21 protein-coding genes are annotated in these 25,471 nt (G+C 37.8%); 19 read left to right on the top strand and 2 right to left on the bottom strand.

Translation table 11 applies throughout. The features are described 5' to 3' along the window. Window position 1: 1 nt before the first annotated feature. Together pyk and ADM90_RS18875 are read left to right on the top strand one after the other, a co-directional pair. Window positions 2-1,762: a pyruvate kinase gene (pyk, locus tag ADM90_RS18880; protein WP_053996453.1), complete on the top strand. Its 1,761-nt coding sequence runs from the start codon at window positions 2-4 to the stop codon at window positions 1,760-1,762. 135 nt (window positions 1,763-1,897) lie between these two features. Further along, a complete protein-coding gene (locus ADM90_RS18875; RefSeq protein ID WP_053996452.1) occupies window positions 1,898-2,287 on the top strand; it encodes an FxsA family protein in 390 nt (129 codons plus the stop codon). Here ADM90_RS18875 and ADM90_RS18870 read toward each other — a convergent pair. Further along, complete coding sequence (locus tag ADM90_RS18870) at window positions 2,271-3,236, bottom strand: AI-2E family transporter (protein ID WP_083448614.1); 966 nt, start codon at window positions 3,234-3,236, stop codon at window positions 2,271-2,273. The genes ADM90_RS18875 and ADM90_RS18870 overlap by 17 nt on opposite strands. A 250-nt stretch (window positions 3,237-3,486) precedes the next feature. Here ADM90_RS18870 and citZ point away from each other — a divergent pair, with 250 nt between their 5' ends. The 14 genes from citZ to coaE all read left to right on the top strand — a co-directional run bounded on the left by citZ (window position 3,487) and on the right by coaE (window position 20,602). Next, a complete protein-coding gene (gene citZ, locus ADM90_RS18865; RefSeq protein WP_053996451.1) occupies window positions 3,487-4,602 on the top strand; it encodes a citrate synthase in 1,116 nt (371 codons plus the stop codon). 79 nt (window positions 4,603-4,681) lie between these two features. Then, on the top strand, window positions 4,682-5,944 hold the full coding sequence (gene icd, locus ADM90_RS18860; RefSeq protein WP_053996450.1) for an NADP-dependent isocitrate dehydrogenase: 1,263 nt from the start codon (window positions 4,682-4,684) through the stop codon (window positions 5,942-5,944). A gap of 193 nt (window positions 5,945-6,137) precedes the next feature. Beyond that, window positions 6,138-7,076 (top strand): malate dehydrogenase, encoded by a 939-nt coding sequence (mdh, locus tag ADM90_RS18855; protein WP_053996449.1) that lies wholly within the window; start codon window positions 6,138-6,140, stop codon window positions 7,074-7,076. 136 nt (window positions 7,077-7,212) lie between these two features. Continuing rightward, window positions 7,213-7,653, top strand: a complete 441-nt coding sequence (locus ADM90_RS18850) for a MaoC/PaaZ C-terminal domain-containing protein (protein WP_053996448.1) — start codon at window positions 7,213-7,215, stop codon at window positions 7,651-7,653. 55 nt (window positions 7,654-7,708) lie between these two features. Continuing rightward, window positions 7,709-8,425, top strand: a complete 717-nt coding sequence (locus tag ADM90_RS18845) for a response regulator transcription factor (RefSeq protein WP_053996447.1) — start codon at window positions 7,709-7,711, stop codon at window positions 8,423-8,425. Next, the gene (gene pnpS / locus ADM90_RS18840) at window positions 8,422-9,978 is read left to right on the top strand and encodes a two-component system histidine kinase PnpS (protein WP_053996446.1); all 1,557 of its coding nucleotides are present in this window, start codon (window positions 8,422-8,424) and stop codon (window positions 9,976-9,978) included. The genes ADM90_RS18845 and pnpS overlap by 4 nt, the downstream gene beginning before the upstream one ends. Before the next feature lie 252 nt (window positions 9,979-10,230). Continuing rightward, complete coding sequence (gene hflK / locus ADM90_RS18835; protein WP_053996445.1) at window positions 10,231-11,196, top strand: FtsH protease activity modulator HflK; 966 nt, start codon at window positions 10,231-10,233, stop codon at window positions 11,194-11,196. Continuing rightward, window positions 11,193-12,203, top strand: coding sequence for a protease modulator HflC (gene hflC, locus ADM90_RS18830; protein ID WP_053996444.1), 1,011 nt, complete (start codon window positions 11,193-11,195; stop codon window positions 12,201-12,203). The genes hflK and hflC overlap by 4 nt, the downstream gene beginning before the upstream one ends. A 143-nt stretch (window positions 12,204-12,346) precedes the next feature. Continuing rightward, window positions 12,347-12,769, top strand: a complete 423-nt coding sequence (locus ADM90_RS18825; protein ID WP_200908567.1) for a DNA polymerase I — start codon at window positions 12,347-12,349, stop codon at window positions 12,767-12,769. Between the two features lie 302 nt (window positions 12,770-13,071). Beyond that, on the top strand, window positions 13,072-13,557 hold the full coding sequence (locus ADM90_RS18820; RefSeq protein WP_053996443.1) for a hypothetical protein: 486 nt from the start codon (window positions 13,072-13,074) through the stop codon (window positions 13,555-13,557). Between the two features lie 35 nt (window positions 13,558-13,592). After that, complete coding sequence (locus ADM90_RS18815) at window positions 13,593-16,280, top strand: S-layer homology domain-containing protein (RefSeq protein WP_053996442.1); 2,688 nt, start codon at window positions 13,593-13,595, stop codon at window positions 16,278-16,280. A 202-nt stretch (window positions 16,281-16,482) separates the two neighbouring features. After that, the gene (gene polA / locus ADM90_RS18810) at window positions 16,483-19,110 is read left to right on the top strand and encodes a DNA polymerase I (protein ID WP_053996441.1); all 2,628 of its coding nucleotides are present in this window, start codon (window positions 16,483-16,485) and stop codon (window positions 19,108-19,110) included. A gap of 12 nt (window positions 19,111-19,122) precedes the next feature. Then, the gene (gene mutM, locus ADM90_RS18805) at window positions 19,123-19,995 is read left to right on the top strand and encodes a bifunctional DNA-formamidopyrimidine glycosylase/DNA-(apurinic or apyrimidinic site) lyase (protein WP_053996440.1); all 873 of its coding nucleotides are present in this window, start codon (window positions 19,123-19,125) and stop codon (window positions 19,993-19,995) included. Between the two features lie 13 nt (window positions 19,996-20,008). Next, entirely contained in the window at window positions 20,009-20,602 is a 594-nt protein-coding gene (coaE, locus tag ADM90_RS18800; RefSeq protein ID WP_053996439.1) for a dephospho-CoA kinase, read from the top strand. Between the two features lie 127 nt (window positions 20,603-20,729). On the opposite strand, the gene ADM90_RS18795 is transcribed toward coaE, so the two are convergent. Next, the gene (locus ADM90_RS18795) at window positions 20,730-21,311 is read right to left on the bottom strand and encodes a TetR/AcrR family transcriptional regulator (RefSeq protein WP_053996438.1); all 582 of its coding nucleotides are present in this window, start codon (window positions 21,309-21,311) and stop codon (window positions 20,730-20,732) included. Between the two features lie 144 nt (window positions 21,312-21,455). Here ADM90_RS18795 and ADM90_RS18790 point away from each other — a divergent pair, with 144 nt between their 5' ends. From ADM90_RS18790 to ADM90_RS18780, 3 genes are all read left to right on the top strand, one after another. Next, complete coding sequence (locus ADM90_RS18790) at window positions 21,456-22,370, top strand: ABC transporter ATP-binding protein (RefSeq protein ID WP_053996437.1); 915 nt, start codon at window positions 21,456-21,458, stop codon at window positions 22,368-22,370. Continuing rightward, entirely contained in the window at window positions 22,370-23,980 is a 1,611-nt protein-coding gene (locus tag ADM90_RS18785; RefSeq protein ID WP_053996436.1) for an ABC transporter permease, read from the top strand. Before ADM90_RS18790 ends, ADM90_RS18785 begins: the two co-directional genes overlap by 1 nt. A gap of 399 nt (window positions 23,981-24,379) precedes the next feature. After that, the gene (locus ADM90_RS18780; protein WP_053996435.1) at window positions 24,380-25,402 is read left to right on the top strand and encodes a glyceraldehyde-3-phosphate dehydrogenase; all 1,023 of its coding nucleotides are present in this window, start codon (window positions 24,380-24,382) and stop codon (window positions 25,400-25,402) included. Window positions 25,403-25,471: the final 69 nt, after the last annotated feature.

Here is a 25,471-nt window from a genome sequence, read left to right as displayed (position 1 = left end):
AATGAGAAAAACAAAAATCGTATGTACAATTGGACCTGCAAGTGAATCACCAGAAATATTAGAGCAACTAATTGAAGCAGGTATGAATGTTGCCCGTTTGAATTTTTCACACGGCTCTCATGAAGAACATGCGGGACGTATTCAGTTAATACGTGAAGTCGCACAAAAGTTAAATAAACCAGTTGGGATTTTACTCGATACAAAAGGTCCTGAGATTCGTACCCATAATATGAAAAATGGCGAGCTTCACCTAACAGCAGGACAAGTAATTGATATTTCAATGACAGAAGTAGAAGGCACAGAGACATGCTTCTCTATTACGTATGATCGTTTAATTGAAGATGTTGAGCAAAACTCGATTATTTTATTGGATGATGGTCTTATTGAATTACGTGTTTTAGCAACGGATATGGAAAAAGGTTTAATTCATACAATTGTTGAAAATGCTGGTGTCTTAAAAAATAAAAAAGGTGTAAATGTGCCAGGCGTGTCTGTCCAGCTACCAGGGATTACAGAAAAAGATGCGCAAGATATTTTATTTGGTATTGAACAGGATATTGATTTTATCGCTGCTTCCTTTGTTCGACGAGCAAAAGATGTACTAGAAATTCGTGAATTGCTTGAGCAAAATGGCGGTAGTCATATTCAAATTATCCCAAAAATCGAGAACCAAGAAGGTGTCGATAATATCGATGAAATTATTCTTGTGTCTGATGGCTTAATGGTTGCACGTGGAGACCTTGGTGTGGAGATTCCAGCAGAAGAAGTGCCGCTTGTACAAAAGAAATTAATCTTAAAATGTAATCAAGTCGGAAAGCCTGTTATTACTGCTACACAAATGTTAGATTCTATGCAGCGTAATCCACGTCCAACACGAGCAGAAGCAAGTGATGTAGCGAATGCTATTATTGATGGAACAGACGCGATTATGTTATCAGGAGAAACAGCGGCAGGTTTGTATCCTGTGGAATCCGTCCAAACAATGAATAAAATTGCACAACGCACCGAAGACTCATTAGAATATAAATCCATTGTTTCTGCACGTAGTCGTGAAAAAGAAGCCAATATGACAGAGGCGATTTCGCAAGCAGTAGCGTACACATCCATTAATTTAGGTGTAAAAGCCGTATTAGCACCAACAGAAAGTGGCAATACGGCAAGAATGATTGCTAAATATCGCCCAGGTGTACCAGTCATTGCTGTTACGGGATCCGTTCATACAGCGAATACATTAACATTAGTATGGGGTGTTTACCCAATTGTTTGTCAACGTGTAACAACAACAGATGAAATTTTAGAGCTAGCTGTAGATGAAAGCTTAAAATATGGCTATGTGACACATGGAGATGCCGTTGTGATTACAGCAGGTGTGCCAGTAGGAGAAGCGGGTACTACAAACTTAATGAAAGTACACATTATTGGTGATTTATTAGCGCGTGGTCAAGGGATTGGTAAAGCATCAGTTGTTGGCACAACAGTGATCGCCAAAAATGCTGCGGAGGCTCTTGCTTATGATACAGATGGCTGCATCCTTGTCACGGTTGGCTCAGATCGTGAGATGATGCCAGCATTAGAAAATTGTGTTGGTTTGATTACAGAAGAAGGCGGACTAACAAGCCATGCAGCCGTTGTTGGCTTAAGCCTTGGCATTCCAGTAATTGTTGGTGTTAAAGAAGCCACTACATTAATACGTCATGGTCAAGAAATTACAATGGATGCTGAGACAGGCGTTATTTATAAAGGACATGCTAGCGTTCTTTAATGTATAACGAAGGAGCTGTCGGAAAAGTTATGTGGAGACAGCTCCTTTTGTACCACTATTTTTATTTTAAATGAAACTAAATGGGCCATAATAACGTATATAAGGTGTAGCTTTTCAAGTAGAGAGGGGAAAATTATGCGTAAAATTTTTCTTGGCTTCGTTGTTTATGCATTAGCCGAATTAGCGTTATTAATAGTTGTGGGACAAAATATAGGTGTTTTCAGTACATTGTTACTTATTATTGCAACGAGTAGTATTGGTGTTTATGTAATGAAAAATAAAGGTATGAATTCTATTCAAAATGTTAAACAGACAATGGCAAGTGGAGAGGCTCCAGGAGCTGCCCTCGTAAACACGCTTTTAACATTTAGCGGCGGATTACTTTTAGCGTTACCAGGTTTTTTAACAGATCTTATTGGTTTACTGCTACTTATGCCTTTTTCACGAAAAATGTTTCAACCACTTGTCTATTATTGGATGCGTAAGCAAATGAAAAAAGGTCCATTTATTATCGTTCAAAGATAGCATTTTCCTTAAGCTTGACCGCTAAAAATAAAAAGATAGGGCTTAGTAAAATTCCATAAAAACCGAATAATAAAATAGAGGCAGCGCTGATAAAAAATGTATGGAATGTACGTAATTGAAGTGTATTTGACCACAGCATGGAATCAGCAAGCTGCCTTGTTAATTGGACAAATAAATAGAGAAGTAGCATAGCTATACATAAAAAGGTATTGCCATTGAAATAAAAATAAATGCTCATCGGTACAAGAAACACACCGATACCGAAAAACGGGAGCACATCTGCGAATGCCACGATAAACGCTTTGATAATGGCTTGTTCAAACTGAAGGATCATAAACCCTGCACATAAAATAAGTAGGGTAATTGTAAATAATTGAAACTCTACAAACAAAAAGTAATGAAAAAGCTGCATGATTTTCGCAAAATGGGATTGCCACTCATGTCGAAATTTTTTAGGCACATATTGAAAAAACCAGTACCGTGATTTACGTGTTTCTAATAAAGCAAAATAATAGGCCACTAAAAAAATAAATACTTCAATCACATGCTTCATTAATAATTGAAAAAGATCGGCTGTGTAGACAAGGATAGAATCAAAAATAGAGAGTGATTTTTCCTTTAAAACTTGCATAAACATGGATTCATATTCACTAAAAAGTGGAAAGTCTTGCAAGGTATCACGGATTTCTGGAAAGATGAGAATAATACTGTTAATCGATATAAGTACAAGTAGAAAAATACAACTTAAAATCAATATTTCCACAATAATTGCTGCTATCCAGTAAGCAATTCGACAGTATTTATGTAAAAAATTTATAATAGGATACGTCGAAAATGATAAAAAAATAGCAAGTGAGACAGGTAATACAAACCAAAGTATGATTAAATAAAAAATAAATAGCAAAATACTTGTAGTTCTTTCATATGAAAAATATTTTAAATTCCTCATTTTTACAATTTCACCTCACATTTATCGAAACATTAATGTCAAAATATACAAAACAAACTCTTTAGGGTAGATATATGGTCGCTCATACGTCTTTTTCTTTATTTGTTGAATTTCCATTCACAAAGCTGTCAAAAATGATTATAATAGCAATGTAAGCGATTTACTTAATGATTCATATGAGCAAAAATCGTAAATGTCAGATAAAAAATGCATTTACAACAAAAATTAAGAATGAGGGAGCGATAATTTTATGTCAGCAACTAAAGGTTTAGAAGGTATCGTAGCAGCGGAATCTAAAATTAGTTCAATTATCGATGATACACTTACATATGTTGGTTACAACATTGATGATTTAGCAGAAAATGCGTCATTTGAAGAGGTAATTTATTTACTATGGCATACTCGTTTACCAAAAGAGGACGAGCTTGCTGAACTAAAACAACAATTAGCAGACAATATGTCTATTCCACAGCCGATCATTGATCAATTCAAAACATACCCACTATCAACTGTACATCCAATGGCTGCGTTACGTACTGCAGTATCTTTACTTGGTGTATTCGATGAGGAAGCGGATGTTATGGATCCAGAAGCAAACTATCGTAAAGCAATTCGTCTACAAGCGAAAATTGCTACAGTAGTAACTGCATTTGCACGTGTTCGTAAAGGTTTAGAGCCAGTTGAACCAAAACCTGAACTAGGATATGCTGCAAACTTCTTATACATGCTAAATGGTGAAGAGCCAGCAGCTATTGAAGTGGAAGCATTCGATAAAGCATTAGTTTTACATGCTGACCATGAATTAAACGCATCTACATTTACAGCACGTGTATGTGTAGCTACATTATCAGATGTTTATTCAGGTGTTACTGCTGCCATCGGCGCACTAAAAGGACCACTTCATGGTGGTGCAAATGAGCAAGTAATGAAAATGTTATCTGAAATTGGCTCACTTGATAATGTTGAATCTTATATTCAAAATAAATTAGATAACAAAGAGAAAATTATGGGCTTCGGTCACCGTGTATATCGTAAAGGCGACCCACGTGCACCACATTTACGTGTAATGTCTAAAAAATTAACTGAACTAACTGGTAAACCAGAGCTTTATGAAATGTCAGTTAAAATCCATGACATGATTGTAGAACAAAAGAAATTACCTGCAAACGTAGATTTCTTCTCTGCGTCAGTGTATGATTCTTTAGGTATTGATCATGACCTGTTTACACCAATTTTCGCTGTATCACGTACTTCAGGTTGGGTAGCGCATATTCTTGAGCAATATGCAAATAACCGCCTAATCCGTCCGCGTGCAGAGTATGTGGGACCAGGCATGCAAAAATATGTTCCAATCAGCGAGCGCTAATTTGGAAAATATGCTAGAATGTTTAGGACTGTGTTATCACTAACACAGTCCTATGATTATGAATTTAGGAGGCAACAGAATGTCAAACAAAATTGTAGTTGAAAATGGTGTACTTAATGTACCAAGCAATCCAGTAATTCCTTTCATCGAAGGTGATGGAATTGGACCAGATATTTGGGCTGCAGCATCACGTGTAATCGACGCAGCAGTAGAAAAAGCTTATAACGGTGAAAAGAAAATTGAATGGTTAGAAGTTTTAGCGGGTGAAAAAGCATTTAACCAAACTGGTGAATGGTTACCACAAGAAACTTTAGATAAAATCAACGAATACCTAATTGCAATCAAAGGTCCTCTTACTACTCCAATCGGTGGCGGTATCCGCTCTCTAAACGTAGCATTACGTCAAGAACTTGACTTATATGTATGCTTACGTCCAGTACGTCACTTTGATGGAGTACCTTCTCCAGTTAAACGCCCAGAAGACGTTGATATGGTTATCTTCCGCGAAAACACAGAAGACATCTACGCAGGTATCGAATACAAAGCTGGTTCAGACGAGCAAAAAAAATTATTAAACTTCTTACAAACTGAACTTGGCGTTAACAAAATCCGCTTCCCAGAAACTTCTGGTTTAGGTATTAAACCAGTATCTCAAGAAGGTACAGAGCGTTTAGTGCGTGCTGCTATCGAGTATGCAATTAAACACCAACGTCCATCTGTTACTTTAGTTCATAAAGGTAATATCATGAAATTCACTGAAGGTGGTTTCAAAAACTGGGGTTACGAATTAGCAGAAAAAGAATTTGCTGATCAAACATTCACTTGGAATCAATATGATGCAATCAAAGCTGAACAAGGTGAAGAGGCAGCAAATAAAGCACAAGCTGATGCTTTAGCAGCTGGTAAAATCTTAGTGAAAGATTCTATCGCTGATATCTTCTTACAACAAATCTTAACTCGTCCAACTGAGTTCGATGTAGTAGCTACAATGAACTTAAATGGTGACTATATTTCTGATGCATTAGCTGCACAAGTTGGTGGTATCGGTATTGCTCCAGGTGCGAACATTAACTATGTAACTGGACATGCAATCTTCGAAGCTACTCACGGTACAGCTCCAAAATATGCGGGTCAAGATAAAGTAAACCCATCTTCTGTATTACTTTCTGGTGTATTAATGCTTGAACACTTAGGCTGGCAAGAAGCTGCTGACATGATCACTCAATCTGTTGAGAAAACAATTTCTTCTAAAGTTGTAACTTATGACTTCGCACGTTTAATGGACGGTGCTACAGAAGTGAAATGTTCAGAGTTCGCTAATGAGTTAATCAAAAACCTATAATTTTCTATGTTAATATAGAGTTCATCACAAAAAGCAAATGCTTGATGATGCCGATATAATTAGGATAAAAGTAAATTTCTATTAACTTACGTTGAATAAAATATTTACGAGAAACTTGTTTAATAGAGGGAGTGAGATATAGTTCTCCTCCCTCTTTTAAAATATATAACCTAATTTAAAGGAGCGTATTGAAATGTCTCTGAAACGAAAAAAAATCTCAGTAATTGGTAGTGGCTTTACAGGTGCTACAGCAGCATTTTTAGCAGCTCAAAAAGAACTTGGTGACATCGTACTTGTTGATACGCCACAGGGAGAAAATCCAACAAAAGGAAAAGCGTTGGATATGTGGGAAGCAGCGCCCATACAAGGCTATGATTCTTACGTAAAAGGTACTTCGAATTATGCTGATACGGCTGATTCTGATGTAGTTATCATTACGGCTGGGGTTGCACGCAAGCCAGGAATGAGTCGTGATGATCTTGTTCAAATCAATCAAGGTGTAATGAAAGCTGTTTCAAAGGAAATTGCCGAATATTCACCAAATGCTACAATTCTTGTACTGACAAATCCAGTGGATGCCATGACTTACACAGTGTACAAAGAAACAGGTTTCCCAAAAAACCGTGTAATCGGTCAATCAGGAGTTCTTGATACAGCTCGATTCTGTGCATTTGTTGCGGAGGAATTGAATGTATCTGTAAAAGACATCACTGCTTTTGTGCTAGGTGGCCATGGTGATACAATGGTTCCGTTAACACGCTATTCATTCGCTGGCGGCATTCCATTAGAAACGTTAATTGCCGCTGATCGTTTAGAAGAAATTGTAGATCGTACACGCAATGGCGGTGCTGAAATCGTCAACCTACTTGGGAATGGTTCAGCCTATTATGCACCATCAGCAGCATTGATTGAAATGGCAGAGGCGATTATCAAAGATCAGAAACGTATTCTTCCTTCAATTGCTTATTTAGAAGGTGAATATGGCTATCACGATTTATACTTAGGTGTACCAACATTACTTGGCGCAAATGGTATTGAAAAAATCTTTGAGCTGGAATTAACAGACAAAGAAAAGACAGCTTTAGATCAATCAGCAGATGCAGTACGCAATGTGATGAAAATTTTAGTGTAAATAAAAGACGAGTGGGAGTAATTCCTACTCGTTTTTTTATAGTGAAAAAGTAAATACCGCTACTGCTTTTCATTGTGCTTTTAGCATAAAGTTGATACTATGAATGTAGTATGATGGAAAAGGGGTTGGCGTATCTTTGCTTCAAAAAAACAGTAAGCTTGGTCTCACTATTGACGAAATTACAGTTGGCGAAAAAATTCATATCACGGAGAAAATTGAAGATAGAGATTTATTGCTATATTTAGGGCTTACAAACGATAGTAACCCGCTTTATATTCAACATGAATATGCGGCTATGACATCTTTTCAAAAGCCTATTGTGCCAACAATTATGTTAAATGGTATTATTACATCAGCTGTGTCAAAGTATATTCCTGGACCAGGCGCACGAATTATTGAGCAACATTTAAAATATTTAGGACCTCTTTATCATTATGAATTGTTTGATACGTTTTTAGAGGTAACAGCAGTTCATAAATTAGACAATACCATTACTGTATCTGTACACTCCTATAATGAGCAAAAACAGCTTGTAATTGAAGGGGTGTTATTGGTGACACCACCACTTGCATTATAGACGTCTTGGGATTTGAAATGGGGGTTTCAAATCACTCACGGAGGCATTATTCGTTATGACAAAAACAATTTTAGTGATAGAAGATGAACTTTCCATTGCGACATTATTGAAATATAATTTAGAGCAAGCAGGTTATATAGTGGAAACGGCTGCTGATGGTCAAGAAGGACTAACTAAAGCAATCGCTATACAACCTAATTTAATACTCCTCGATTTAATGTTGCCGAAGCTGGATGGCATGGAGGTTTGTAAACAAATTCGTCAGCAGCGTATGAATACACCAATTATTATGCTAACAGCTAAGGATGATGAATTTGATAAGGTATTAGGACTAGAATTAGGGGCTGATGATTATATGACAAAGCCTTTTAGTCCACGCGAAGTACTAGCACGGGTGAAAGCCGTTTTAAGACGTTTCACACAAAATATTGTGACAGAGGACAAGGATGAGTCACAAGAAAAAATGTATGAGTTTGGTCAGTTGCGTGTGTTTCCTGAACGCTTTGAAGTCTTTTTACAAGATGAAGCACTGGAATTTACACCAAAAGAATTTGAACTGCTAATTTACTTACTTGAAAATAAAAATCGTGTATTAACGCGTGATCAGCTATTAAGTGCTGTCTGGAAATATGATTTTGCAGGTGATACTCGCATTGTGGATGTGCATATTAGTCACCTTCGCGATAAAATTGAAGAAAATAGCCGTAAACCTATTTTTATTAAAACAATTAGGGGACTTGGCTATAAATTTGAGGAGCCAAAAACAACATGAAATCAATGAGCAACCGCTTATTTTTGACATTCATGCTTTTAATTGGAACAATACTAGCTGTCCTAATGATTGTGATAGGTCAGCTTTTTCCTATTTATATGAAGCAGTATAATGAACAGGAACGCTTGCAACGGGAAGCATCCATGCGACAAGTTATGGATGAACGTAAGATTGAGTTATCCAAGGCAGATCAAGAGGCATTGTATGCAGCACAGAATGTGGAGCATAAGGAATCTTTGCTAACCTCTGCACGTACACGCCTCTATATGATACTAGCGCTTCTTTTTGCGATAACGCTTACCCTGATTGCTATTATAAGTCGCTATATGATTCGTGATTTTACAGCACCTATTGATAATGCAACTGAAACGGCACTTGAACTGGCAAAGGGTAATTATCGAGCACGTGCACATGAAAATGAGCATGAACGTATGAGCCCTCTTAGCCATTCTATTAATATTTTAGCACGTAATTTACAAGATATTACAGCTATACGTGAAGTAGAGGAAGAACGACTGAAAACCTTAATTGAAAATATGGGTAGCTCTCTGCTGATGATTGGTCGCGAAGGCAATATATCCATCGTGAATCGGGTCTTTTTAGAGCGCTTTGGGATGCAACTTGATGATGTGCAGGGCAAAGTATTTCGCACAATTGGCTTACCGCAATCACTTGAGCAATTTATTGATCATGTATTTTTAACAGAGATGCCTTATCGCCAACAAATTAAAATGGAAGTACAACAGGAGCTTTATCATAAAGAGGTATACGGAGCGCCTGTTATTGGAGATCATGGACGTTGGCTAGGCGTTGTCATTGTTATGCATGATATTACGGAGCTAGTACGCCTAGAGCAAATTCGCAAAGACTTTGTAGCCAATGTCTCCCATGAATTACGCACGCCGATTACCTCAATTAAAGGCTTTTCAGAAACTTTGCTGGACGGAGCCTATAAAGATGAAAAAATGCTGATCTCCTTCTTAGAAATTATCTATAAAGAAAGTAATCGCCTACAAATGCTTATTCAAGACTTGTTAGAGCTGTCGAAAATTGAGCAACATGGATTTACGGTTAATATTATGCCAATGGGCTTACAGGATGTATTGATTCGTGGTGCAGAGCTAACAGCGCCGCGTTTGGATGAGAAAAACATGAGCTTTCACGTGGATATAGAGCGCGATGTAGAGGTAATGGGAGACGCCAACCGTATTATCCAAATTGTCACAAATTTAATTACAAATGCAATTACCTATTCTCTTGAAAATACAACGGTTTCGATTCGCTTAAAGGAAAATGAAACCTATGGCATTATTGAAATAGAGGATCAAGGGATTGGTATTGAAAAGCATGAAATTGCACGAGTATTTGAGCGATTTTACCGTGTAGATCGAGCACGGAGTCGAAATTCTGGCGGCACAGGCTTAGGGCTAGCGATTGTCAAGCACCTTATAGAGGCTCACCATGGTCGGATACAGGTGGAAAGTGAAGTAGGCGTAGGCACAAAAATGATTGTTATGATTCCGAAAAAATTAACAAATCCTTTACATGCCTAAAATATTAACTTCATATTTGGGCGCTATACTTAATTAGTAGAAACCCCCTATATGAATCACCATAAAAATTTTTAATCAGTATTGTATTACCCACAACTATATTCCCAGTAATTGAACATTTAGTTGTTAAAATCCTGTTGCCATGAATGGTAATAGGATTTTTTTATACTAGATAAATTATATGAAAATATTTTGAAACTTTTATAAAGATTTTCCGTAAGCAATAGTAATAAGCAAAAGGGAGGAACAAATATGAGTGTGAAAAGGGCACTAATGATCGTTGGGCTTGGCGTTTTTGGAATTATTGCACTTATTACTGTATTTACATCGTGGTACACTGTGGATGAATCAGAGCAAGCTGTTGTGATTACCTTTGGTCGTGCTGACGATACTGTGACAAATCCCGGTTTACATTTTAAATTGCCTTGGCCAGTGCAATCAGTGGAAATTTTGTCAAAGGAAACATTTAGCTTACAATTTGGCTACAAACAGGATAAATCAGGCGAATTGGAAACTTATGATGCTGAAACGAAAATGATTACAGGGGATGAAAATATTGTTTTAACAGATCTTGTTGTACAATGGAAAATTACTGAGCCTCATAAATTTTTATTCAATTCACAAGACCCCGAAAGAATATTACATAGCGCGACATCAAGTGCCATTCGCTCTATTATTGGTAGCTCATCTATTGATGCAGCGTTAACAGAAGGTAAAGCTGATATCGAAGCTAATACACGTCAACTATTAATTTCCCTTATAGAAAAATATGATATTGGGATTAGCGTTTTAGCTGTAAAATTGCAGGATGTAGAATTGCCAAACAAAGATGTACGTGCAGCATTTACAGCCGTGACAGATGCACGTGAAATGAAAAATACGAAAATTAATGAAGCTGAAAAATATGAAAATCAGCGCATGAGTGAAGCTGAAGGTGAACGAGATGCTATTATGTCAAAAGCAAAGGGTGCTAAAACAGCCCGTATCGAGCAAGCACAAGGTGATGTAGCGGTCTTTAATAAAATGTATGAGCAATATAAAGGCAATCAGCAAATTACACGAGAACGTTTAATTTTAGAAACGCTTGAAAATGTTTTACCAAAGGCACAAATTTATATTATGAATGATGATGGTAGTACGATGAAATACTTGCCACTACAATCATTACAGCCACAGCAGGTGCAAACAGAGAAAAAAGAAGGGAGCGGTAAGGAATGAGTAAAAAAAATAATGATTTTGAGAAATTCCTTCGTTTTTTATCAGGCAAAACGAAACATACTGCCCCAACTACTAATGGCACAGAAGATAATGTAGTGAAGATGTCTAAAAAAGGACCTAAAAGTCTTAAAAAATATTTTTCTTTAGCCATAACAATAACAGCCGTGTTTGCGCTTGCTATTATCCTATTGTCAAATATTTATATTGTGAAAGAGTCAGAGTATGCTGTTGTCAGGCAGTTTGGTGAAGTTGTTAAATTTGAACGTGAACCAGGATTAAATATGAAAATACCATTTATTCAAAGTGTCACAAAGCTCCCAAAAAACCAAATGACCTATGAAATCTCAGAGGAAGAAATTAATACGAAGGATAAGAAGCGCATCATTATAGATAATTATGCAGTATGGCGCATTACAGACCCTAAGTTATTAATTTCCAATGCAGGCACGATAGAAAAAGTTGAATCACGTATGGAGGAGTTTATTTATTCCGTAATTCGTTCAGAGCTTGGACGAATTAACTATACAGAGATTATTAATGATGAGGATTCATCGAGAGGGAGCATCAACGATCAAGTAACGAAACGTGTCAATGAACTACTTTCAAATGATCATTATGGAATTGAAGTAGTAGATGTACGTATTCGACGTATTGATTTACCAACTGAAAATGAGCAGTCTGTCTTTATGAATATGATTTCAGATCGTGAATCAATTGCACAAAAGTATCTGTCTGAAGGAGATGCAGCGAAACGTCGTATTGAAGCTCAAACGGATCAGCAGGTGCAGGAGATGTTAGCAACAGCCAGTAAAGAGGCTGCATTAATTCAAGCAGAAGGGGAAGCGGAGGCAGCAAAAATTTACAATCAATCGTTCTCGCAAGACCCTGAGTTTTATTCTTTATACCGCACATTAGAATCGTATAAGAAAACAGTTGGAGAAGACACAGTCATTATTTTGCCAGCTACTTCGCCTTATGCAAATATACTATCAGGCTATATTAAATAACGGCAAATGCAAATCGCCTCTCTTATTTAGGAGGTGATTTGTATTTGTTGTATTTTGGAAATAATAGAAATTTATAATTTTATATTCCCCAAATTACGATAATTTGATAGAATGAGAATGTTTAATATAAACATTTGGGGGTAATGGCTGTGAAATTGCAAATTCACGTATGGTTTCAAAATTTAGGGATTGCTTGCAGTATAGCTTCGTTATTCACACTTTTCTTTCGCCTATCAGATTTTGCATGGGTGACCAAAAGTGTTTATTATATACCTGTGTTTTTTATCATCATCTTTTTTATGAGTATGATGATTGCAGACGATATACGAAATATCTTTAAAAAATTATTTTGGTATGAAAAGCGTAAGATCAAGCGTCCTATTTGGCAAGTTGGCATTGGCTTTATTTTCTTTCTAGCTCAAATTAGTACTGTAATGGTATTTAGCCAAGAGCTAACACAACCGCAATTAGGTGGAATGCCTTTATTTTTAGTGTTTGCTTTTATGAATTCCTTTATATTAACAGTTATATATGAAGAAATTTTTTATCGCACAACAATCAAATAAATAATAGGAATCAATCAACTTTCATTCAAAGAGCTTTGTCTGCTGGATGAAAGTTTTTTATTGGTTTAGCATATGTCCTATGTATCGGAAGTGGCAGCAAATATAGAATAAATGACGAGATACATAGCTGTTGTAATTATGTAAGTATTGAATACAAGAGCAATGCGCGCTAAGGCTTATTCATATAGAAGGCTCTATGCTCTGCTTTCTGAAAATTTTTTATTTTTTTACCTGAATTTAACCTTGTTATTTTATAGTATATGTGAAAACGATTTTAAAATTATAGGAGGAGGTAACTAGAAATGAAAAAAATGATGATTGGCAGTGTATTAACAGTGGGTTTATTGTTGAGTAGTGCTGGGAATTCCTCTGCAAATAGTGGGAGCGATGAAGGGATTCAGCCATTTGATGTGCAAGGAATGGATCTTGAAACAGCTTTAGAGGTCATCCAAGCACAACGAGTACAGTTGTTTGAGAAGCAATTAAATAATCAATTGGAAACTGTTCAACAAAGAAATCAACAACTAATGGAATTTAATAGACAGCTAGGAGAGCTAAATAACGAAAAGGTAACTACCCCTGCCGAAGCTACAGATAAACAGACCACACTTGATCAACAAATTCAAGATTTAAAAAGTCAAATTGATCATTTAAATGATTCACAGAAAATGGAAATGCTACGCTTGCAAAGCTTAAATAATAAGCGCAACGAAGCCTTTGATATTATGACGAATTTTATTAAAAAAATGCAAGATAGTCGTTCATCGATTATTGATAATATGCGTTAATGGTGCAAGCAAATAGACTAGTGGGAGGAAAAGCGATGAAGAAGAATAAATTATTTATCGCAGCGACAGTAACGGCAACAAGTGCGATTGTTGCTGGAGCAGGGATAACAGCTCAAGCCGCACCATCTTTATTTTCAGATGTCAGTGAAAAAAGCAGCCATTACCCAGCCATTATGGACTTGACACAACGAGGTATTATTCATGGCTATGGTGATGGAACATTTAAGCCAAATGAGGTAGTAACACACGGCCAAGCAGCTAAAATCATTGCAGGTGTAATCGGTTTAGATGGTAGTGATGAAGAGATACTAGCCGTTTTACAGCAAAGTGGGGTTTTGGCAGATACATCTTACAGCAATGAGCCTGTGACGCGCTATCAAATGGCAACCATCATTACACACGTATTGCAGCTTCCTACAGTTGATGCCATAACAATGCCATTTACAGATGTGTCTATGGAGCATCAATCAGCAGTAGCTGCATTATTTACCTATGGCATTACAACAGGAACATCTGCCACTACATTTAGTGGAGACAAAGTTGTGACAAGAGGCCAGCTTGCTACATTTATTGTGAGAGCTGAGCAAATTATGCAGCAATTTTCAACAGGTACAGAAATTATAGGAGCAACCATTACAGTAGAGGATATTCAAAATAATACGCTAAGCGCAGATGGGCAGGAATGGTCAATTGGGGCAAATGCTCAAACAGTTTTAAATGACAACAATGCCGCTGCGTTAGCAGGTGCGCTGCTGGATGTTATCGTGGTGGATGGTGAAATTGCAGAAGTCATGGCAATAGATCTAAAGGCTTCCGGACAGCGAGATGCGAATGTTGTGCTAGATGGTGGTAACACAACTATAGGAAATATCGTAGTGGACGCTGATTTTGTAGAGTTGCAAAATCTAGTGGTTACAGCAGATATTCGTGTCACAGGGCGCGCAACGCAGATTGTGTTAGATCAGCTAGAGATAAAGGGTGAGCTACTAGTACAAGAAGCCGAAGCACCGAAAACGGCATCTCTCACAAATATAGCCGTTACAGATCAAGTACCTATTGGTGTAAATATTACAAGAGCTGAATTTGCTATGCAGCTTCTAAGAAGTGGGGTTATTAACTCAGACACACATATACCTAACCTCTCTAATTTTAGTGCTGATTTAGAAATTAACGCACCCAGTGTAGGTACATTTTTTTGGCAGCCACAGCTAGCGGGAGCAATAATTAGTGGGTCAACAACTATTGGCACAACGGTTATTGACACTGACTATACGACTACTTTACAAGAAATGGTGAAGAGGCTTGGGATTCAACAACAACAGCAAGCTGCACGTCAGGAGACACTAGAGGAGTTGAGAAGACAACAGCAACAAAATCTTCTTCAACAAATCCAAGAAGAAATAGAAAAGCGTCGACAGCAGCAAGAAGAGGCGGCAGAAAAACAGCGTCAAAAAGCGCAAGAGAACTTTTTAAAAGAATTAGAGGAGTTAGGAAAGCAACAGCAACGTTCTACTTTACCTGTAAATATTGGAGGTAATTTAAAATTTGATGATATGGTTATACCACCATTTGCTACCATTGAAATAGCTCTTGGAGAAGGTGTGCATATAGATAATGTACTGACACAAACTCCTGCAGAAAGAGTCAGCGAAATGTTTAAAAATCTACGTCAAAATCAAATTAATACCCTTACATCAGCAAATGGTCAACAAGCACCTTATCACCCAACGCCAGCATCTCCAGATAATAATTCAAGTAGCAGTGGTAGTAACACTGGAGGAGGCGGCTCAGGGGGAGGAAGTACAGAAATACCGCTGGTCACAACAAATCTCGAAACAATGATTACTCATGCGCAGGAGAAGCTAAATGAAGTACAAGAGGGCGCAACGCCTCTATCTGAAAATGGCTATACTATTTCTTATATGCAACAATGGATACCTCAATTAGCGGTAGATACATTAGAAGCCGCTATTAGTGAGGCTCAGGCGCTCGTAGCCCATGCTAAAAATCCAGCGATTGCCTACCAGCGAGTAGCCTCCTTAACAACAAATCACTTACGAGTGGCTACGACGCAAACGGATATTAATCGTATGGTAGAAAAATTAGAAAAACTGATGAATATCCAGCCGATTGCCTATGGTTTACAGGAGAAGGCAATCCTTCATAGCCTATTAGATGGCAAAAACATTACTAGTATTCCAGAGGGTGAAGACTTAGATGCTGGGAGAGTGTATGAGGCGATTTGGTCAATGCTTCAGGAAGCACTGACAGATGAACAGCAATTCTTCCTGGAGCTAGTACAGGAGATAAGACATACTATTCAAATTGAGGGCAATCAGGTAATACTTCCATTAAATGAAGCTATTTTATATACAGATCCTATGACGAATCAAGCAACGGAGCTTGTACCAGCTATAACTGCACAGTTGGCGGTCGTACAGCCTGTTATGATTAATGAGGTCACTTTTATTGATGCTGAAAATATAAGGCTCACATTCGCTTCAAATATTGAAGTGCAAAATGGTGAACAATTTATCCTAATGTTAGAGGATTCTCTAAATCCAATTTACGGAACAGTAAGTAGTAGTGCAACAAATAGTGTAGATATTCAAATTAATGGTAGTGTCCCATCAACTGCAACGTTTATCCAGATTGAACGTGAAAGTAATCCTGGTTATAACCTTTTACAGGAACCATTCACAATGGTGAACACAAACGTATAAGCTCAAGAAAGGACGCGTCTGAAAAATCATATTGAGACGCGTCTTTTTCTATGGATAGAAACGCTAAAGTAGCGGATAGAATGATGGCACTGAGGGATGCATTATGCAAACTGATGAATAGTCTTACGGTTATCATTATTTTTACTTGAAATGCCTTGTTATGATAAAGTAGGAGTAGACGACAACGCAGGAGGATAAAATCATGATCAAGGAAAAATTGCTATTATTGGACGGTAATAGTTTAGCGTATCGCGCGTTTTTTGCGTTGCCATTATTAACAAATGATAGTGGGATTCATACGAATGCTATATACGGCTTTACAACGATGCTACAAAAAATAGTAGAGGAAGAACAGCCAACGAAAATATTGGTTGCTTTTGATGCTGGAAAAACAACATTCCGTCATGAAACCTTTACAGAATACAAAGGTGGACGTCAAAAGACACCGCCTGAACTATCAGAGCAATTCCCTTATTTACGCAAGCTGATTGATGCCTATGGGATTAAGCAATATGAACAAGATCTATATGAAGCTGACGATATTATTGGAACGCTTGCAAAAGAGGCTGCATTACAGGATATGGATGTTATCATTGTTTCAGGTGATCGTGATTTAACACAGCTTGCAACGGAGCAGGTGACGGTTTATATTACGAAAAAAGGCATTACAGAAATTGAAAGAAATACACCAGCCTTTATTGAAGAAAAATATGGGCTAACACCCTTGCAAATTATTGATATGAAGGGCTTAATGGGTGATTCCTCAGATAATATACCCGGTGTGCCAGGCGTTGGGGAGAAAACGGCTGTAAAATTGCTGAAGGAGCATGGTTCGGTCGAGGCACTTTATGCGGCAATGGACACATTAAAGGCTTCTAAAATGAAGGAGAAGCTTGTGGCAAATGAGGAGCAGGCATTGATGAGTAAAAAGCTTGCAACGATTTATACGGATGCGCCAATTGAGATTTCCCTTGCTGATCTTGCGTATGATGGACCGAAGGAAGAGGAATTAATCAGTGTGTGGCAGGAGCTTGGCTTTAAATCCTTATTAGAAAAAAGTGATTTTACAATGCAAGAGGAAGAACAAGCGCCATTTGATTATCACATTATTAAAGAGGTGCAACCAGAGCATTTACAGGATGTAATGGCTGTACATGTGGAGCTTGAAAATGAACATTATCATACTTGTCAGCAGCTAGGAATTGCTTTATCAGATGGTGCACAGAGATACTATATAGCTTTTGAAGATGCTGCCAAATCAGATACATTACGCCTGTGGTTAGAGAATGCGACCAAAACAAAGTATCTATCAGATTCAAAGGCTGCTCAAGCTGCTTTACAGCGAGCAGGAATTCGCTTAGCAGGTGTTGCGTTTGATTTATTGCTTGCTTCTTACATTAATAATCCAGCGTTAAGTGGAGATGATGTCGCTACATTGGCGAAGGAGCTTGGTTATCGCGATGTGCAGGCAAATGAGGCTGTCTATGGCAAAGGTGCAAAGCGTGCCATTCCTAATGAGGATACATTGGCACAGCATGCGTGTCGTAAGGCATTTGCTGTATGGTCATTACAGTCGAAGCTAGAACAGTTACTGCAGGAAAAGGAACAGTTTGAGCTTTATAAAAATTTAGAGCTGCCGCTTGCTGCTATTTTAGGTGAGATGGAGAGCGAAGGCATTACGGTAAACCGTGCAACATTGGAAAGAATGGGGCAGGAGTTAAGCGATAAGCTGTCAGTGATTGAGCAGGATATTTATGCAGAGGCTGGAGAAACCTTCAATATTAATTCACCAAAGCAATTAGGGGTTATTTTATTTGATAAACTAGGATTACCTGTGATTAAAAAGACCAAAACAGGCTATTCTACAGCTGCGGATGTTCTGGAAAAATTAAAGCCAGCACATGCAATTATTGAACATATCCTGTTATACCGTCAGCTTGGCAAATTGCAATCCACCTATATTGAAGGCTTATTAAAGGAAATTCATTCAGAGGACAGCAAGGTGCATACACGCTTCCAGCAAGCATTAACGGCGACGGGACGTTTAAGCTCAACAGACCCGAATTTGCAAAATATCCCGATTCGTTTAGAGGAGGGGCGTAAAATCCGTCAAGCCTTTGTGCCATCGAAGGAAGGCTGGCTATTATTTGCGGCGGATTATTCACAAATTGAGCTACGTGTACTTGCCCATATGTCAGAGGATCAAACTTTAGTGGAGGCTTTCCGTGAAGGCATGGATATTCATACACGTACAGCGATGGATGTCTTCCATGTATCTGAGGATGAGGTCGATAGTAATATGCGTCGGGCAGCGAAGGCCGTTAACTTTGGAATTGTCTACGGTATTAGTGATTATGGTCTATCACAAAACTTAGATATCACACGTAAGGAAGCAGCCACATTTATTGAAAAATATTTCGCAAGTTTCCCAGGCGTGAAACAGTATATGGATGATATTGTGCAAGATGCGAAATTGAATGGCTATGTCACAACGATTTTAAATAGACGCCGCTATTTACCAGACATTACAAGCTCCAATTTCAATTTAAGAAGCTTTGCAGAGCGTACAGCCATGAATACACCAATTCAGGGAAGTGCCGCTGATATTATTAAAAAGGCAATGATTGATATGGATGCCCGCTTGAAGAAAGAACAGATGCAGGCAAAGCTGCTACTTCAAGTGCATGATGAATTGATCTTTGAAGCACCGAAGGAAGAGATTGCATTACTAGAAAAAATTGTACCAGAGGTCATGGAAAATGCCATTGAGCTTGCTGTACCGCTTAAAGTAGATTTCAATTCTGGTTCAACATGGTATGAAGCAAAATAAGGAGGGATTCATATGCCTGAATTACCAGAGGTAGAAGGTGTCGTCCAGGCATTGAAGCCAAAGATTGAAGGACGTACTATTCAACAGGTACAGCTTTCTGAACGAGTACATTTCTCGTTTAGTGAGGGGAAGCAATGTATCGTAAAACAAGCGGAGCCTGATGCTTTTGAAATGACAATGTCCCAAATGACCATTACTAAAATTGAACGACGAGCGAAATATATTTTCTTTCATATGCTGAAGGATGATGTTCCCTACGTTCTTGTTAGCCATTTAGGGATGACAGGTGCATGGTTTGTTGTGAATTCACCCGAAGAAATTAATGAGGCAAAATTCCAAAAGCATATACATGCAACATTTAAAATGGCAGATGGGGGATACTTAATCTATTCAGATATTCGCCGCTTTGGAGAACTTCGTTTTCTGTCAAAAATTGAAGATCATATACCATTGACAAAAATGGCACCAGAGCCATTTGATGAGCATGCATGTGATTATTTTATAGCAAAATCTACATTACCAAAGTATGAAAATAAGGCAGTAAAAGAAGTGATTATGGATGGGCAAGTTATTTCGGGCTGTGGCAATATTTATGCTACAGAGGCATTGTTTGCTCAAAAAATTCACCCTGCACGCAAAATGAGCCGCATGAGTGAAAAGCGGAAGCGAGCATTATTTGAGGAGATTGTGGCTGTCCTACGTCAAAGCATTGAAGCAGGTGGTTCAACTATTTCTGATTATCGGAATATTAATGGGGAAGCCGGGAGCATGCAGAATCGATTAAAAATGTATGGGAAAAAGATATGCCCAGCATGTGAAACGGCAACAAGTCAAATGACAATTGGTGGACGTACATCTGTCTTTTGCCCTAATTGTCAACATTAAAGGGGATTTAGCAATGATTATCGGACTAACAGGAAGTATTGCGAGCGGAAAAAGTACAGTAGCCAAAATGATGACAGCATTAGGTTTACCAATTGTTGATGCAGATAAGGTAGCGCGGGATGTAGTAGAGCCAGGAACAGCAACATTAGCATTGATTGCTGAAAGCTTTGGACAGGCTATTTTACAAGAGGATGGCACTTTAAATCGAACAAAGCTGGGCGATATTATTTTTCATGAGCCTGCACAGCGTAAAGTTTTAAATGATATTATGCATCCAGCGATCAGAAAGGAAATGCTGCGCCAGCGTGATGCCTATTTAGAGGCAGGCTCTAAGCACGTAGTGATGGATATTCCGCTACTATTTGAAAGCCAGCTCCAGCACTTTGTAGATCGTATTATCGTCGTTTCAGTAAGTGAGGAGGTTCAGCTTCAACGCTTAATGGAGCGCAATCAATTATCACAAGAGGATGCGCTGGCACGTATGCATGCTCAGCTACCAATGTCTGTGAAAGAAAAAGGTGCACATGCCGTTATTTATAATAATGATAGTATCGAGCATACTGAGGGACAACTAAAAAAAATCCTTACGCATTGGGACGTTATTTAGTAGTAAAAAAGCGGATTTTCATAGCGCATATCACACTACAGTTAACTCCTGGATATTATTGGGGTTAAGCCTGCTTGAAAGACAATTCCAAGCAGGCTTTTTGCTTTTTCGGTGGCTCACTGCTATCTTACCTTTTCCCAGCTATACCGTAAAAGAATAACTTGGTAAGCTCCTCTGCTATTGGAAGTGCCATTTTTGTACTATCCTCACGCTGCAAGTATTCTTGAAACATCTTTAAATAAAATAAAATGGCCTCATCTGATACCTCAGCATCAATATACCCTTGTTCTCTTCCTTCATTAAAAAGTTTAATTAAAAGTGGCAGTGCTTCCTTTTCATAAATTTCTTCAGCATAACTTTGCCCACTAGCATAATCCTTCATAAAATCTTGAAAAAACTTCTCACTTATTTGACTAGCGGCTGTTCCTTTTTCAAATATAATCTTTTTTATTTTCTCATTAAACGGAAGGTTCCTTTCGAGGAGTTCTTTTTGTTCCTTCCATACTTGATCGACATAAAATTTAAAAACGAAACGAACTAGATTATCTTTACTGTCAAAGTAATTATAGATGGTGACTTGAGAGACACTTGCCTTTTTAGCTATCTCTGCAATGGCAACCTTGTGTATTCCATATTCCATGAATAAGGTTAAAGCTGCCTTTAATATATTTTTTTTCTTTTGATCTCTGCGTTTTTCAAAACCATCCATTTCATTCACCTCATTCATTAGTTTAATGAAAGTTATGTAATAAAACAATGGAAATAGTTCATAAACTGTTGCGAAGAGAATAGCTTTTATATATTATGAACTATAAAGATTAAAATATTTCATAATTAAAGGGGTGGGTGAAATATGCCTATTTTAGAAACAATCAATTTAACGAAAAGGTTTGGAAAGTATACGGCATTAGAGGGTGTGAATTTAGCAGTGAATGAAGGGGAGGTTTATGGTTTTATTGGTCCAAATGGGGCGGGGAAATCAACAACCATTCGCATATTACTGGGGATGTTAAAGGCAACACAAGGAGAGGCTAGGATCTTTAATAAAGATGTCTGGGCAGATGCAGTGGACATTCATAAACGTATTGCCTATGTGCCTGGTGATGTTAATCTGTGGCCAAATTTAACGGGTGGGGAAGTGATAGATCTTTTTATGAACATGAATGGCAGCACAAATCAAGCTAAAAGAGAGGAACTAATAGAGAAATTCAATTTTGATCCAACGAAGAAAAGCAGGACGTATTCGAAAGGGAATAGACAAAAGGTTGCTTTAATAGCTGCCTTTGCATCAGATGCAGATCTTTATATTTTAGATGAACCGACATCGGGACTAGATCCGTTGATGGAAAATATCTTTCAGGAATGTGTACTGGATGCAAAAAGATCGGGTAAGAGTGTCCTGCTATCCAGCCATATTTTATCAGAGGTAGAAAAATTATGTGATCGTGTGGGGATTATTCGACAAGGTCAGATCATTGAAACCGGCACATTGGATGAATTACGTCACTTAACTCGTACTCATTTAACCATTAAAACGAGAGAACCTTTCACTTCTTTAAACAAACTAAAAGGGATTCATCATTTAGAGGAAAAAGGTTCTGAACTCACCTTCCAAGTGGATACAGAGGAAATGGATACAGTGATTCGGTATATAGCGAAGTTTGGTATTTTGAAATTAGAAAGTGCCCCACCAACGTTAGAAGATTTATTTATGCGTCACTATAGAGAAGAAGAGCATTCTCACTCTAAGGCAGAGGGGTCGTTATAATGGTGGCAAGGTATTTTAAAGGAACGAATAAATTAACAGTGTTCATTGCTAGACAACAACGATTTAAGATGCTAATTTGGCTAATTAGTTTAATCGGTATCACCTTGTCTGTTGCCACGGCCTATTCAAGTATTTATAAAGATGAAAAGTCGAGGCAAGCTGTTTCACTCACAATGGAAAATCCAGCTATGGTGGCGATGCTTGGGCCAGGTTATAAAATGGAGGATTATTTACATTCTAACGGTGCCATATTTGCTAATGAAATGTTGCTCTTTACAGCAATAGCAGTAGCAATCATGAATATTTTACTTGTAGGGCGGGCTACACGTGGGGATGAAGAAAATGGTCGTATTGAAATGATTCGTGCCCTTTCTGTTGGCCGCTTGTCCTATGTGAGTGCAGTAATGATTGTTAGTGTCCTAATAAATATAGTACTAGCTATTTTAATAGGGCTTGGCCTAGCCTCTCTTCAAATAGATGGTGTGGATGTAGCAGGCTCTTTATTATATGGCTCCATTTTAGGTGCAATAGGACTTCTCTTTGCTGCCATCACAGCCATTTTTGCTCAACTGACAGAAACCTTAAGAGGAACGACTATGTTTTCTTTTATGGTTTTGATTATAGCCTATTTGATTCGAGCAATTGGTGATGTAAGTAGTGAGGTACTATCATGGGTATCGCCCCTTGGCTGGCTCGTTAGGTCTGGCGTTTTCGCAGCTAATATTTGGTGGCCAGTTGTTATCACATTCGGAGCTGCTATTGTGTTTGGAGCCATGGCTTTTTATTTACATGCTATTCGAGATTTAGGCTCTGGATTTATAGCGGCAAGAAAAGGTAAAGCATACGCTTCTCCATTTTTGCAAACACCATTGGGCCTTGCTCTAAGGTTACAGCGTACGAATCTAATTGCATGGATGATTGGGCTGTTTATTTTAAGTAGCTCTTTTGGGGCGATTTTAGGAGATTTAGAGTTATACTTTGCGGATATGGAGCTTATGCAAGCATTTATAGACGTAGAATCAGATTATACGATGACGGAGCAATTTATGACATTGCTAATGGCAATTATGTCATTAATAAGCGTAGTTCCAGCAGTGATGGTGGTATTAACAGTAAAAGGGGAAGAAACAAAGAATCTCACAGAAAACTATTATACTCGTGCGCGATCACGAACTTGTGTACTAGGCAGTCATTTTCTCCTAGCAGTTGTTGTCAGCTTTATTATGCAATCACTTGTTGCTTTAGGGTTATGGTCGGTAGGTGAAGCAGTGATGGAGGAGACACTATCATTTGGTACAACTTTTGCTTCGGCTTATGTTTATTTACCAGCGATATGGGCAGTAATTGGTCTTGTTATAGGTTTGATAGGAATCGTGCCAAAATATACAGGGGCTATTTGGCTGTATGTGGTCTATTGTTTTCTTGTTGTCTATCTTGGCGATTTACTTGGCTTCCCCACATGGATGAATAGCTTATCTGTTTTTGACTATATCCCGCATATCCCGGTAGATGCCACGAATTTTATGGTGCTGATCGTTTTAACACTATTTACTATTGTCTTATCTGTAATTGGCTTTATTGGCTATACTAGGCGAGATATTGCTGGGTGATTTTTGTAAAAAGCTAATTATCGATAAGGGGGTGAATACAGGAGTAAAAACAGCAGTGCATGTAGAAAGATCAAATCCACTTTTAAAACGAATAGCTAAGAATCCATGCTGCTCTATTTTTTTCAAAATGGATTCTTAGTTTTTTATTTTTAACATGAATCGATCTTTAAAAATCTTATAGAAATTGTTCCAATGTTTTTCCTTTCATCTTCAATCAAGCCAAACATTTTTTGACTCCTATCCATTCATAAAAAGGCACGAAAGTGAAAAGTAATTTTTCAGAAAATAAGAACTTTAAATATTAAGCATATTAATGTTCATCTTTTTTAAAATTGTGTTATACTAATCACTATAAAGTATATAATTATTATGAATATGCATCCACAGGAGGATTTATAAATGACAGTATCAATTGCTATTAACGGTTTCGGACGTATCGGGCGTATGGTTTTCCGACAAGCGATCGTACAACAAGACTTAAATATCGTTGCGATTAACGCAAGCTACTCAGCTGAAACGTTAGCACATTTGATTAAGTATGACACAAATCATGGAACTTTTGCGGGTACGATTGAACCAGCAGGCGATGCTATAATTGTAAATGGTAAACGTGTACAAATTATTAGTGAGCGTGACCCATTAAAATTACCGTGGGCTGCGATGGGCGTGGATATCGTTATTGAGGCTACTGGTAAATTTAATGAACGTGACAAAGCAGCTATGCACTTAGAAGCAGGAGCAAAAAAAGTAATCTTAACAGCACCTGGTAAAAATGAGGACGTAACGGTTGTGTTAGGGGTTAATGATGAGCAACTTGATATTGCGAAACATGATGTGATTTCTAACGCTTCTTGTACAACAAACTGCTTAGCGCCAGTAGCAAAAGTATTAAATGACACATTTGGCATTGATAATGGATTAATGACAACGGTTCATGCCTATACAAATGATCAAAAGAACTTAGACAACCCACATAAAGATTTACGACGTGCACGTGGTTGCGCTCAATCCATTATTCCAACATCAACAGGTGCTGCGAAAGCATTAAAATTGGTACTACCTGAGTTAGAGGGGAAAATTCATGGTATGGCACTTCGTGTTCCAACCGCAAATGTCTCTTTAGTGGACCTTGTAGTGGATTTAAATACAGATGTCACAGTTGATGCTGTTAATGCAGCGTTTGTAAAAGCAGCAACAGAAGGGCCAATGAAGGGGATTTTAAATTTCTCTGTTGAACCATTAGTATCTGCTGATTATAATACAACGACTTATTCTTCAACAGTTGATGGACTTTCTACAATGGTATTAGGTAATCGCAAGGTAAAAGTACTTGCTTGGTATGATAACGAGTGGGGTTACTCTGCACGCGTTGTGGACCTTGTGAAAAAAGTAGCGAATGCATTAGAAACAGTAAACGCATAATTGTGTATAACACATTGAAATCTAAATGGTTTCAATGTGTTTTTTGATTGGACAATATTTCTTGTGCTT

The organism is Lysinibacillus macroides (assembly GCF_001281525.1).
In the GTDB taxonomy this organism is placed as follows: Bacteria; Bacillota; Bacilli; order Bacillales_A; family Planococcaceae; genus Lysinibacillus; species Lysinibacillus macroides.
Note: the sequence above shows the minus strand (reverse complement) of the source record. Positions and strands in the feature narration are given on the sequence as shown.

What these genes read in the sequence shown, in the direction of transcription:
- pyk (WP_053996453.1), top strand. Translation starts at nt 2, where the DNA reads ATGAGAAAAACAAAAATCGTATGTACAATTGGACCTGCAAGTGAATCA.
- ADM90_RS18875 (WP_053996452.1), top strand. Translation starts at nt 1,898, where the DNA reads ATGCGTAAAATTTTTCTTGGCTTCGTTGTTTATGCATTAGCCGAATTA.
- ADM90_RS18870 (WP_083448614.1), bottom strand. Translation starts at nt 3,236, where the DNA reads ATGAGGAATTTAAAATATTTTTCATATGAAAGAACTACAAGTATTTTG.
- citZ (WP_053996451.1), top strand. Translation starts at nt 3,487, where the DNA reads ATGTCAGCAACTAAAGGTTTAGAAGGTATCGTAGCAGCGGAATCTAAA.
- icd (WP_053996450.1), top strand. Translation starts at nt 4,682, where the DNA reads ATGTCAAACAAAATTGTAGTTGAAAATGGTGTACTTAATGTACCAAGC.
- mdh (WP_053996449.1), top strand. Translation starts at nt 6,138, where the DNA reads ATGTCTCTGAAACGAAAAAAAATCTCAGTAATTGGTAGTGGCTTTACA.
- ADM90_RS18845 (WP_053996447.1), top strand. Translation starts at nt 7,709, where the DNA reads ATGACAAAAACAATTTTAGTGATAGAAGATGAACTTTCCATTGCGACA.
- pnpS (WP_053996446.1), top strand. Translation starts at nt 8,422, where the DNA reads ATGAAATCAATGAGCAACCGCTTATTTTTGACATTCATGCTTTTAATT.
- hflK (WP_053996445.1), top strand. Translation starts at nt 10,231, where the DNA reads ATGAGTGTGAAAAGGGCACTAATGATCGTTGGGCTTGGCGTTTTTGGA.
- hflC (WP_053996444.1), top strand. Translation starts at nt 11,193, where the DNA reads ATGAGTAAAAAAAATAATGATTTTGAGAAATTCCTTCGTTTTTTATCA.
- ADM90_RS18825 (WP_200908567.1), top strand. Translation starts at nt 12,347, where the DNA reads ATGGCTGTGAAATTGCAAATTCACGTATGGTTTCAAAATTTAGGGATT.
- ADM90_RS18820 (WP_053996443.1), top strand. Translation starts at nt 13,072, where the DNA reads ATGAAAAAAATGATGATTGGCAGTGTATTAACAGTGGGTTTATTGTTG.
- ADM90_RS18815 (WP_053996442.1), top strand. Translation starts at nt 13,593, where the DNA reads ATGAAGAAGAATAAATTATTTATCGCAGCGACAGTAACGGCAACAAGT.
- polA (WP_053996441.1), top strand. Translation starts at nt 16,483, where the DNA reads ATGATCAAGGAAAAATTGCTATTATTGGACGGTAATAGTTTAGCGTAT.
- mutM (WP_053996440.1), top strand. Translation starts at nt 19,123, where the DNA reads ATGCCTGAATTACCAGAGGTAGAAGGTGTCGTCCAGGCATTGAAGCCA.
- coaE (WP_053996439.1), top strand. Translation starts at nt 20,009, where the DNA reads ATGATTATCGGACTAACAGGAAGTATTGCGAGCGGAAAAAGTACAGTA.
- ADM90_RS18795 (WP_053996438.1), bottom strand. Translation starts at nt 21,311, where the DNA reads ATGGATGGTTTTGAAAAACGCAGAGATCAAAAGAAAAAAAATATATTA.
- ADM90_RS18790 (WP_053996437.1), top strand. Translation starts at nt 21,456, where the DNA reads ATGCCTATTTTAGAAACAATCAATTTAACGAAAAGGTTTGGAAAGTAT.
- ADM90_RS18785 (WP_053996436.1), top strand. Translation starts at nt 22,370, where the DNA reads ATGGTGGCAAGGTATTTTAAAGGAACGAATAAATTAACAGTGTTCATT.
- ADM90_RS18780 (WP_053996435.1), top strand. Translation starts at nt 24,380, where the DNA reads ATGACAGTATCAATTGCTATTAACGGTTTCGGACGTATCGGGCGTATG.